Below are 11,957 nucleotides of genomic sequence, written 5' to 3'. Positions count from 1 at the left end.
CCCCTACTGTCCATGGCTAGCGACATCGGCAGGTTGCACCGCTTCGCCAGAATTATTGCCCCACGCATTGCGCTCATAAGTAATCACAGCCGCCATCTTTTGCGGGCTAAGTTGACTACTAAATGCCTGCATTGCGGTACCTGGTTTTCCGTGCATAACGATATCGATATGTCCGCTAACCGGTCCAGTAACAACAGGGCTGCCAATAAGTGAAGGGAAAGCGCCTGGTAAACCAGCGCCAGTGGCTTGGTGACATGCAGCACATGTCGTAGCATAAACCTGCTCACCTTCAGCAATTAATTGCTCCAAGGTTAACGTGGGCAGATCCTCTGGTACAACAGCTTCTGCTACGGCTTCGACAGCTTGATTGGCTTTTTCGGTAACCGCATCGGTAATGTCAGTTGTCGTTGCTGCAATAGTATTTGCTGCATCGGTTACTGCTTTACTTGGTTCGGTGCTTGCCTCGTTACTGCCTAAAAAGTTTCCTATATCAGCAGCTTGAACTACATCACCGCTATTATTGCCCCACGCATTACGCTCAAAGGTAATGACTGCGGCAATTTCTTGGGCGCTAAGTTGCTTTGCAAAGGCTTGCATTGCAGTACCTGGTTTACCGTTTAAGACGATATTCAGGTGATCGTTAACAGGGCCTTTTATGATAGGGCTGCCAATTAATGATGGGAATACACCAGGAAGACCCGCACCATTGGGTTGATGACAAGCGGCGCACCTAGCAATATAGATTTGCTCACCTTGTGAGGTTAGCTCCTCAAGAGACAAGGTTTTAGACATTGATGCCGCAGCGGCTGTAGCTGCATTGCTTGCTAGTTTTTTTTGCTCTACTAACCAATTATCAAAATCGGCCTCCGATAATGCTTGCACCACAATCGGCATGAAACCATGGTCTTTACCGCATAGCTCGGCACATTGGCCGCGATACGTTCCAGGCTTATCAATACGAGTCCAGGCTTCGTTGATAAAGCCTGGATTGGCATCTTTTTTAACGGCAAACGCGGGCACCCACCATGAATGGATAACATCATCAGATGTCATCAAGAAGCGCACTTTTTGGTTAATGGGCAGTACTAATGGCTTATCGACTTCAAGGAGGTAATGCTCGCCTTTGGCCTCACTGCCATCAATTTGTGCTCTGGGAGTGGATAATGTGCTGTAAAATTCGATGTCTTTATCAAAATAGCTGTAATGCCACTTCCACTGCGACCCGGTAATTTTTATGGTGAGATCAGCATCACTGGGATCTTCCATAGCAATCAAGGTTTTGGTGGCTGGAATAGCCATGCCGATTAAGATGATGAAAGGGATGACGGTCCAAGCAATTTCCACTTTGGTACTTTCGTGAAAATTGGCCGCGACAGCGCCTTTTGATTTGCGGTGATAAATCATTGAGTAAATCATGATCCCAAACACCACTAACCCAATTGCACAACAGATGTAAAGAATCGTCATGTGGAGGTCATAAACCTTGCCACTGATATCTGTCACGCCTTGAGTCATGTTGAGGGGCATTTCTGATGCCCCAAGCGGAAGTGCTACAAACACCACCAGTAAACAATACAACCATTGCTTCACAAGACTACTCCTCTGCTAATTGCAAATAGCAACTACAAAGAAGAGTCACACAGTAATTCTCTGCTCTATGCAAACTCTTCGGTTCCCGAAAAAAGTTTGATGACCTCAAAGTACTTTGGTGGCTGTAAACATACGGTCTACGGTTTTATTGTTAGCTGTGCACCACGCTTGTACCTACTACTGAACTTATCAATTTTGATTTGGCTCATTTGTCTGAAAGTAATCTTGATTACTGCCATTCACGTCCAATTAAAGATAAAAAATGTTTCATCCTTGTTAACCACATTACTTGTAGATTAAACATTGATCAAGATCACTTTGTTGGCTAATAGGCTGAAAAAAGATGAAAAAAACCCCTGAATTCAATACAGGGCTTGGTAATGAAGGGTTCGTGCTTAGTGAAATGAGCAAAAATTACTTGTTCCATTTGTTAAAGTAGGGCTAACAAGTTGATGTTTGTGAGGTAAGTGAGCATTCACATCTTCAATTACCACCCCTAATGCACGTGCACTTTTGGCGACAATTTCTAAACGGCGACTATCGCGAGCATCAAGTGAGCTTGTCCAAGTTACTACTGCGCTCGATGTACCGCTAGTGAGCGCTTTCTCCATGGCCCATAATGTTTCGACTTCATCTTTGGTGTGCACCAGTAAAATGCGATCCATTCTTACACCAGCACTTGCCAGCATATGTTTATAGCCAATATGGGGCGGGCTAATTAATACAATCCATCTGCCTTGCTGGCTCAATATTGCCAACTGGCTGCACAATTGGCTCAGTTCAGCCTCACCTTGAGTGACAGTTTGTAATGTTTGAATGGTTTGGGTGCCATGCAGTTCTGTTTCAGTTAAATCTACCCATAAGCCCGGGTGGCGTGGCGCGATGCCCATTAGTTTGTTCATAACCAATCTCCATTACGGATAACGCCAACGGCAAGCCCTTCGATGGTTAGGCTTTGGCAACTTAAATCTACTTTTATCGGATTGTAATCTTCATTTTCGGCATGCAGATAAATCACATTACCTTTTTGTTCAAATCGTTTTACGGTGACGTCATCATCAACACGTGCCACAACAACCTGGCCATTACGTGCTTGCTGCATTTTATGTACAGCGAGTAAGTCACCTTCTAAAATGCCGATGTTTTTCATGCTGTCACCACGCACTCGCAATAAAAAATCTGCGGCGGGCTTAAACATGTTTGGATCGACTTGATAGTATTGCTCTACATGCTCTTGGGCCAAAATTGGTTCACCAGCAGCAACCTGTCCAATGAGTGGCAGACCGGTTTCAACCTGTTCTTCATGAGGTAAACGAATGCCTCTTGAGGTACCAGGCATGATCTCGATAAAGCCTTTTTTGGCTAATGCTTTTAAATGCTCTTCGGCGGCATTAGCACTTTTAAAGCCAAGACGATTCGCAATTTCAGCACGAGTGGGTGGCATACCTGTTTCGGCGATATTGTTTTTAATTAAGTCTAAAATTTCTGCTTGGCGCGGCGTTAACGGTCTCATGATAATTCCTGTCTTTTTATACAGTGACTGTCATTATATACAGTGTTTGTGTTCGCGCAAGTATTAACCAACTATTTTTTGTATTTTGTTGATTAAGTATCACTCAACAATATGTTTTAATTAACTATTACTAATGTTCTGTCTTATGTTATTTCTGATAGTGAGAGCTTAAACGTAAAGATAGATCGGTCTGATAGTGTAAGCAGGGTGGTTTCTGGTATCCTATACGACAATATTACAGTGGCTTATGTTGCGAAAATAACCATGTCAAAACCAGATTCAATATTTTTACGAGCATTAAGATGGATTCAAAAGTGGATGGTACAGACCATTGTGGTCCCTCACGATCCTTTTGATGACCTCAATATAGATCCAACTAAACCTTTGGTTTATTTAATGAAAACGGAATCTATTAGCGATATTGCCGCGTTGAGCGAAATCACCGAGGGCTTTGGTCTGCCCAGTCCTTATGAGCCATTACAGCTTGATGGCTTAACCGTGCCTCGTGTGGTCTGTTTAGAGGGCCGCAAACCACTATTTGGTAAACGTGAAAGTGGTGACAAATTCCTTAATTATTTTACCAGCTTATTGTCACTTCATAGTGAGAGCCCTGAATTAGATATACAGTTGGTTCCTGTTTGCCTTTATTGGGGACGTACCCCAGGTAAAGAAGAAGACAGCATGAAAGCTGCAGTATTTGAACGTGAAAACCCTACGTGGTTACGTAAATGGTTAATGATTTTATTTTTAGGACGCCATAATTTCGTCCAGTTTTCTAATGCATTATCGCTTCGTCATATGGCCGATGAACATGGTACTGATAAAAGAATTGCTCACAAATTGACCCGAGTCGCCCGTGTGCATTTCCGCCGTCAACGCAAAGTGATGACGGGGCCACAATTACCGAATCGACAAGCGTTGTTTGCCTCTTTATTAAAATCAGAATCTATCAAAAAAGCCATTGAAGAAGAGTCTGCAAATAAGAAAGTAACAGTCGAGAAAGCGCGTGAAACCGCCATTGAATACCTTGATGAAATTGCCGCCGACTATTCTGATAGTTTGGTGCGTATTGCCGAACGTTTCCTGACTTGGTTATGGAACAAATTATACAGTGGCATCAATATCAAAGGTGCCGAGCAAGTAAGACAGTTACATCATGATGGTCATGAAATTGTTTACGTTCCTTGTCATCGTAGCCATATGGATTACTTGCTACTGTCGTATATTTTGTATTATCAGGGCATGGTTCCGCCGCACATTGCTGCCGGTATTAACCTTAATTTTTGGCCAGCAGGGCCGATGTTCCGCCGTGGTGGGGCATTCTTTATCCGTCGTAGTTTTAATGGTAATAAACTTTATACCGCAGTATTTCGTGAATATTTAGATCAGTTATTTGCTAAGGGTTATGCGGTCGAGTATTTCACTGAAGGCGGTCGTTCGCGTACAGGACGTTTGTTAGCGCCTAAAACCGGTATGTTGGCTATGACAATTAACAGTGTGCTACGTGGGATAGAGCGCCCAGTAACCTTAGTACCCGTGTATTTAGGTTATGACCATGTGATGGAAGTGGCGACGTACCACAAAGAATTAAGCGGTAAGAAAAAGAAAAAAGAATCTGTATGGCAGGTATTTGGTGCTATTCGTAAGTTAGGCAATTTTGGCCAAGGTTATGTGAATTTTGGTGAGCCGATTAATTTACAACAGTTCTTAAATCAGCAGGCGCCAGAGTGGCGTGATGAGCTAGCTAAAGATCCTGACCAAAAACCCTCTTGGTTTACGCCCTCAGTTAATTTGTTAGCTAACCGCGTAATGACTAATATCAATGGAGCTGCCGCAGCCAGTTCAGTAACATTGACTAGTTTAGTGTTATTAGCGTCAGAGCAAAATGCGTTAGAAAGAAGCCAGTTAGAACGTCAGCTTGATTTGTATTTAGCCTTACTTAAAACAGTGCCTTATACCGATTACACCTCTGTGGCCGAAGGTAATGGCAAGTCAATTATTGATCACTGTCTGTCGTTAAATAAGTTTGTTAGTACCAAAGACCTTATTGGTGAAATTATTTCAGTTGATGAAAAAATTGCCATCACCATGAGTTATTACCGTAATAATATTATTCATTTGATGGCGTTGCCGTCATTAATTGCCAGTTGTTTAGTGCATTATGACGTGTGCGATCGCCAGCGAATTCATGGCATTGTAATGGACTTTTATCCATTACTTAAAGCCGAGCTATTTATGAGCATTGATGACGTGCCTCAACATGTGGATAGCATTTTAGATTTCATGGTTGAACAAGGTTTACTGACTGGTAGCGATCAGTTTGAGATAACGCCTCGTCATATTACCCAAGTGTTACTGCTTGCTGAAACTATCAGTGAAACGTTGCAACGTTATGCGATTATCTTCAATTTACTCGCAATAAAACCTGATCTTGAGCGCTCAGAACTGGAACGCGATAGCCATTTGTTAGCCCAACGATTAGGCGCGCTGCATGGCATTACCGCACCAGAATTTTATGACAAAAAATTATATAACACCCTGAGTGTGAAACTGAAAGAATTGGGTTATTTATGCAGCGACGAACATCGTGCTGAAGTGATCAGAATTCGTGATAACGCTAATAAATTACTCAGCTCTTTAGTAAGACAAACCATTGTTGATAGTGTGGAAGCGGAGCACGGACAATAATGGCTAATCATATGAATGCTGCCAAGCATCGTACCAGCGGTAAATCTGTATTGGGTGGGGCGATGATTATTGCCGGAACCACTGTGGGTGCGGGCATGTTTTCGTTACCCGTTGTTGGTGCTGGAATGTGGTTTGGCTATTCTATCGCGATGTTGCTCGGCGTTTGGTTTTGCATGCTAATGTCGGGTTTATTGTTATTAGAAGCCAATTTGCATTTTGAACCAGGCGACAGTTTTGACACCTTAACTCGGGTGACTCTTGGGCAGTTCTGGCGGGTGATTAACGGCGTTTCGATTGCGTTTGTGTTATATATTTTAACCTATGCTTACATCAGTGGTGGTGGTTCGATTGTGAATCACAGTCTGTCAGCATTGGGCGTGAGCCTACCCCAGAGTGTGGCCGGATTGGTGTTTGCGGTAGTCTTGGCTCTGGTGGTATTTATTAGTACTAAAGCGGTCGACCGTATCACCACAATCATGCTTGGTGGCATGGTGATTACTTTCTTTTTGGCTATCGGTAACTTACTAATCGACATTGATACCATAAAGCTAGTATCGCCTGATGGTGAATCGCGTTACCTGCCTTATTTACTTGCCGCTATCCCTTTTGGATTGGCCAGTTTTGGTTATCACGGTAATGTGCCAAGTTTAGTCAAATATTATGGTAAAGATGCCAAAACCATCGTTAAGGCGATTATTACCGGAACCACTATCGCATTGGTGATTTATATATGTTGGTTAGTGGCAACGATGGGTAATATTCAACGAAGCCAGTTTGCCGATATTATTGCTCAAGGTGGCAATATAGGTGTGTTAGTGGGTGCGTTGTCTGGGGTTATTGCCAGCCAATGGCTGGATAACATGTTAACCCTATTTGCTAATCTTGCCGTCGCCTCATCATTTTTAGGTGTGACACTAGGCTTGTTCGATTACCTTGCTGATTTATTTGGGTTTGACGACTCGCGCTCAGGACGAATTAAAACGGCAACGGTCACGTTTGTACCGCCAACAATCCTTGGTTTGTTATTTCCGAATGGATTTATTTTAGCGATTGGTTTTGCTGCGCTAGCTGCCACTATTTGGGCTGTTATTGTACCAGCGTTATTAGCCTATAAAGTAAGACAACAATATCCTGACTCAAAGGGATTTAAGGTCCCTGGTGGAACCCCGTTAATTGCTATTGTGGTGTTGTTTGGGGTTATCACTGCTACATGTCATTTGCTGGCCATGGCCGATATATTGCCGGTGTTTAAATAGACGCAAAAATTCCGGTGAAACAACTTTTAGCCTAAAAGCCTTCGTTTGAAGGCTTTTTGCTTTTCTGCTGATATCGACTTAACTTATGAGACAAGTTTTATGTTGGCCATATCAAGGCAACTATTTTATAGAGGATTAAGATAATGCAGGTACAACAGTATCAACAAGGACAGCCTTGCTGGATTGAATTAGCAACTCATGATTGGGCGGCAGGTAAAGCATTTTATCAGGCGCTATTTGGCTGGGGAGCAGATGATATGCCTATGCCAGAAGGGCATTATACTATGCTGCAAATCGACGGTGATGACATTGCGGCAATGTACCCAATGCCAGCAGAAATGGAAGCCTTACCGACTCATTGGACAATTTATTTTGCGGTCGATGATGTTGATGCTACCTCTAAGGTTGTGACTCAAGCTGGAGGTGAGATTATTGCTGGGCCACATTCTGTTGGAGATGCTGGCCGTATGGCGCTATGCACAGATCCAGAAGGCTGTCGATTTGCATTATGGCAAGGCCAAGACCATATTGGCATTAAGCGATCACAAGAATCAAATACCCTATGTTGGGTTGAGCTTGCTTGTCGTGATACCGCTGCGGCGAAACAGTTTTACAGCCGAGTATTAGGTTATCAAACTCAGCTTAATGATCTAGCTGATTTTGAATATATCGAATGGTATGCGGGGGAGCAAGCCATTGGTGGATTGATGGAAATGACTGCAGAATGGGGCGATACTCCTGCTCATTGGATGAGCTATTTTGCCGTTGATGACTGTGATTTATCAGTGACTAAAGCACAAACCTTGGGGGCTTCAGTTTGTGTACCTGCAACTGATATTCCTAACGTAGGCCGTTTTTCTGTACTCAATGATCCACAAGGTGGGGTGTTTTCAATTATTGCGTTATTTACTGCAGAATAAATAGATTTGAAAATTATGTTTTTACATAATGAATGTTGATTATTTATATTCGTGTGTTGCCGATTAAAGCTAGAGTATCATTTAATGTAGAGTGCCGATTTAAGATAGAAGGGCGATTGAACCTTGATTATTAAGTGATGTCATATTGAGTTGTTGGAAAAATGTTACTGTTAGTAGAGTGTTACTATTAGTTGTTGGTAAGAGTTAGTGTATTTAAACAAGGATGAGTGAATGACACAGGAAAACACCCAAATCACATTAGCCAGTATTCATCGCAGTATGTTGTTAGTGGCACTGATCGATTTTCCTGGCACGATATTATTTGGTCTTGGGCTCTACGGTATCCTTGTAGGGTTTGACCAAGATTTCTTGCCTATGTTAGCCAACCCTTTGATCATTATTATTATGTTGATTATCGGTGCGATTATTATGCTATGGGGGATTATCCGCATGATGCTGCTTGCGCGTCAAAAACAAGGAATATTACAACAATGAAAAAACGGATAATCCAATTAAGCTTGTTATCTAGCTTAGTGATACTTACGGGATGCCGTGGTACCGATATCATCAATATTGGTAATAATATTGGCAATGCAGATGACAATAAAAATGACACAGATTACATGATACTGAATGTCCCTAGGGCAATTTTAGCCAGCGATCCATGCAAATATGGGCATCCTGAAGATATTGCTGCGTGTCGTAAAAAGAAACAAGATGAAGCCGACCAACTTAATGAATCACTTAAGCGTAAATAACATTGTGATTAGCATATAAAAATCCCAAGCGATTAATCGTTTGGGATTTTTTATTTATAGAGATAAAAAGTAAATAAATTTAAGTGAATTATTGCTTGGGCAACTTGCGGCCGTATATGAGTAAGTAAATTGCTGGGATAACAAATAGCGACAGTAGCGGCGCCGTGACCATACCGCCGACCATAGGTGCAGCAATTTTTTGCATCACTTCATTACCCGTACCGCTGCCCCACATGATCGGCAGTAAACCAAAAAAGATGGTTGCGACGGTCATGGCTTTAGGGCGAATTCGCATCACTGCACCTTCCACTAATGCAGCCGTTAAATCCGCTTTACTGTGGTAGTTGTCGGCTTCTTTATAGGCCTTAATACTATTATTAAGGTACACCTGCATCACCACGCCAAACTCTGCGGCAACCCCAGCTAAGGCAATCATGCCGACAGATACGGCAACTGAAAAATTAAAGTCCAGCCCATAAAGTAACCATGCACTACCCACCAATGAGAAAGGTAAACTTAACATGATCACCGATGCTTGTATTACTGAATTGAAAGTCATCATCAGCAACATAAAAATCACCGCGATCATTAATGGGATCACCATTTTCATTTTGGCGTCTACGCGTTGCATATACTCGTATTGTCCAGCAAAACTATAGTTGTAGCGTGGAGGAAGGGTAATTTGTTGCTTAAGCGCCTTTTCTGCTGCAACGATATATTCACCGATAGAAATGTCTTTTAGATCGACAAACACCCACGAGATAAGGCGACCATTTTCACTGGCTAGCATGGGGGCACCATCGGTGATTTTCAGTTCGGCTAAATAACTTAACGGTAAGTACTTACCCGTTTTAGTCAGTACCGGTAAATTTCTGAGCTTCTCGATGTTGTCACGTAACTCTCGCGGGTAACGGATATTGATTGGATAGCGTTCTTGACCTTGTATTGATTCACCAACGGTCATGCCGCCAATGGCAATTTTTACCACATCTTGGATATCTTTTAAGGTCATGCCATAACGTGCAGCATTTTTAAGGTCTGGTGTGATATCAATATAGCGGCCGCCGCTACTGCGCTGTGAAAATGCCGACTCAGTTCCCGGTAATTGGTTTACTACCGCTTCTATTTCTGCACCAATACGTTGTAGTTCTTCAACATTTGCGCCCGATATTTTTATGCCGACAGGGGTTCTCACGCCGGTAGATAGCATATCGATACGGGTTTTAATCGGTTGCACCCAAGCATTGGTCATCCCTGGTATACGCACGGTTTTTTGCAGTTCAGCAATAATGCTCTCTAAGGTTACGCCTTCACGCCATTCGCCAGGCGGTTTGAGCATGATGGTGGTTTCTAGCATTGTTAGCGGCGCAGGGTCTGTTGCTGTCATGGCCCGGCCCACTTTGCCAAATACTCGTTTCACTTCGGGTACTGTTTTTATCAGTCGGTCAGTTTGTTGCAATATTTCTGCTGCTTTGCCTGCACTTACACTGGGTAGCGTGGTGGGCATATAAAGTAGGTCACCTTCTTCTAAGGTGGGCATAAACTCTGAGCCCATTTGGCTTAATGGGTAGTAAGCACTGAATAGCACAATGATGGCTAATCCGATGGTGATTTTAGGAAAATGCAGTACCCATTTTAACAATGGTTGGTATATGGCAATTAATACTCGGCTAATGGGGTTCTTACGCTCATCAGGGATTTTTCCGCGGACAAAATAACCCATTAACACCGGAATTAAGGTGATTGCTAAAATGGCAGATGCCGCCATAGCAAAGGTTTTGGTAAAGGCTAGCGGGTGGAATAAACGCCCTTCTTGCGCTTCAAGGGCAAATACCGGCGTAAAGCTTAAAGTGATAATCAACAAGCTGAAAAATAATGCAGGGCCGACCTCGATAGAGGCTTCTCTGACGAGTTGCCAATGGTCTTCTCCCTCAGGAGCTTTACCGTGTTTTTGGCGATAATGTTCCAAATGTTTATGGGTATTTTCGACCATCACAATTGACGCATCAACCACCGCTCCTATGGCAATGGCAATGCCGCCTAAGCTCATAATATTGGCATTGACACCAATGATATTCATGGCGATAAAGCTGACTAAAATCGAAATAGGTAAGGTGATTATCGCGACTAACGTTGAGCGTGCATGCAGTAAAAATAGTAGACAAATAAGTCCGACAACCAGCATTTCTTCTAGCACTTTATGCTTAAGGTTATCGACTGAGCGTAAGATTAACTCTGAGCGATCATAAGTGGTGACTAATTCGACCCCATCAGGTAATCCATTACTGATCTCTTTGAGTTTTTGCTTAACATTATTAATGGTTTCAAGAGCATTTTCACCATAGCGCATCACCACAATACCGCCGACAACTTCACCTTTGCCATCGAGTTCAGCAATACCACGACGCGCCGCAGGGCCAGTTCGTAGTTGGGCAACGTCTTTCATTAATACTGGTGTGCCAGTTTCAGATAAAATGCCCAGTGGGATTTCAGCAAAGTCGGCAATGGTTTGGCGATAACCACTTGAAGTGATCATGTATTCTGCTTCGGCCATTTCAATCACCGAGCCGCCTGTCGAGCTATTGGAATTATCTAAGGCGTTTTTAATGGTCATTAAGTCGATTTTATACAGTGCTAGCTTATGTGGGTCGACGACCACTTGATATGTTTGTTCCATCCCGCCAACGGTGGCAACTTCTGATACTCCGGCAACACTTTGTAATTCTAGTTTTAAAAACCAATCTTGTAATGAACGCAGTTGGGCTAAATCATACTGTCCATTGCGATCGACTAAGGCATATTGGAAAATCCAACCCACTCCCGATGCATCTGGGCCAATACTGGGTGTAACACCGGCTGGCAGTTGGTCTTGTGTTTGCGATAAATATTCAAGCACCCGTGAACGCGCCCAATAGATATCGGTGCCATCTTCAAAAATGACATACACAAACGAGTCACCAAACATTGAAAAGCCACGTACTGTTTTGGCTCCCGGCACGGCCAGCATGGCCGATGACAATGGATAGGTAATTTGGTCTTCAACTAATTGCGGTGCCTGGCCTGGGTAAGAGGTTTTTACAATAACTTGTACGTCTGATAAATCAGGTAGCGCGTCCAGTGGGGTCATGCGCATGGCTTGATAACCCACTAACGCGATAACGGCCGTGAGTATCAACACCATAACGCGTTGCTTTATTGAAGCACTGATAATTTTTGCTAACATTGTCGTGCT

Annotated in this window: 9 protein-coding genes; 5 read left to right on the top strand and 4 right to left on the bottom strand. The window is 43.1% G+C overall.

From position 1 onward, the window contains the following. Positions 1-3: 3 nt before the first annotated feature. The 3 genes from coxB to lexA all read right to left on the bottom strand — a co-directional run bounded on the left by coxB (position 4) and on the right by lexA (position 3,103). Entirely contained in the window at positions 4-1,590 is a 1,587-nt protein-coding gene (gene coxB / locus AAEY99_RS01080) for a cytochrome c oxidase subunit II (RefSeq protein ID WP_351008622.1), read from the bottom strand. A 395-nt stretch (positions 1,591-1,985) separates the two neighbouring features. Beyond that, positions 1,986-2,492, bottom strand: coding sequence for a cell division inhibitor SulA (locus AAEY99_RS01075; RefSeq protein WP_059745868.1), 507 nt, complete (start codon positions 2,490-2,492; stop codon positions 1,986-1,988). Further along, the gene (gene lexA / locus AAEY99_RS01070; protein WP_059745867.1) at positions 2,489-3,103 is read right to left on the bottom strand and encodes a transcriptional repressor LexA; all 615 of its coding nucleotides are present in this window, start codon (positions 3,101-3,103) and stop codon (positions 2,489-2,491) included. The genes AAEY99_RS01075 and lexA overlap by 4 nt, the downstream gene beginning before the upstream one ends. Before the next feature lie 264 nt (positions 3,104-3,367). On the opposite strand from lexA, the gene plsB reads away from it, so the two are divergent. The 5 genes from plsB to AAEY99_RS01045 all read left to right on the top strand — a co-directional run bounded on the left by plsB (position 3,368) and on the right by AAEY99_RS01045 (position 8,725). Next, positions 3,368-5,791: a glycerol-3-phosphate 1-O-acyltransferase PlsB gene (gene plsB, locus AAEY99_RS01065; RefSeq protein WP_101085352.1), complete on the top strand. Its 2,424-nt coding sequence runs from the start codon at positions 3,368-3,370 to the stop codon at positions 5,789-5,791. After that, positions 5,791-7,047, top strand: coding sequence for a tryptophan permease (mtr, locus tag AAEY99_RS01060; RefSeq protein WP_162022074.1), 1,257 nt, complete (start codon positions 5,791-5,793; stop codon positions 7,045-7,047). Before plsB ends, mtr begins: the two co-directional genes overlap by 1 nt. A gap of 143 nt (positions 7,048-7,190) precedes the next feature. Continuing rightward, positions 7,191-7,967, top strand: a complete 777-nt coding sequence (locus AAEY99_RS01055) for a VOC family protein (protein ID WP_351008619.1) — start codon at positions 7,191-7,193, stop codon at positions 7,965-7,967. Between the two features lie 231 nt (positions 7,968-8,198). After that, entirely contained in the window at positions 8,199-8,462 is a 264-nt protein-coding gene (locus AAEY99_RS01050) for a hypothetical protein (protein ID WP_059745865.1), read from the top strand. Continuing rightward, positions 8,459-8,725, top strand: a complete 267-nt coding sequence (locus AAEY99_RS01045) for a hypothetical protein (protein WP_123883622.1) — start codon at positions 8,459-8,461, stop codon at positions 8,723-8,725. Before AAEY99_RS01050 ends, AAEY99_RS01045 begins: the two co-directional genes overlap by 4 nt. A gap of 88 nt (positions 8,726-8,813) precedes the next feature. Here AAEY99_RS01045 and AAEY99_RS01040 read toward each other — a convergent pair whose 3' ends face one another. Further along, positions 8,814-11,948, bottom strand: coding sequence for an efflux RND transporter permease subunit (locus AAEY99_RS01040; protein ID WP_101084892.1), 3,135 nt, complete (start codon positions 11,946-11,948; stop codon positions 8,814-8,816). Positions 11,949-11,957: the final 9 nt, after the last annotated feature.

The sequence above is a fragment of the Shewanella sp. S1-58-MNA-CIBAN-0166 genome, assembly GCF_040310085.1.
GTDB lineage: Bacteria > Pseudomonadota > Gammaproteobacteria > Enterobacterales > Shewanellaceae > Shewanella.
This window is presented reverse-complemented; position numbering and strand designations above follow the sequence as displayed.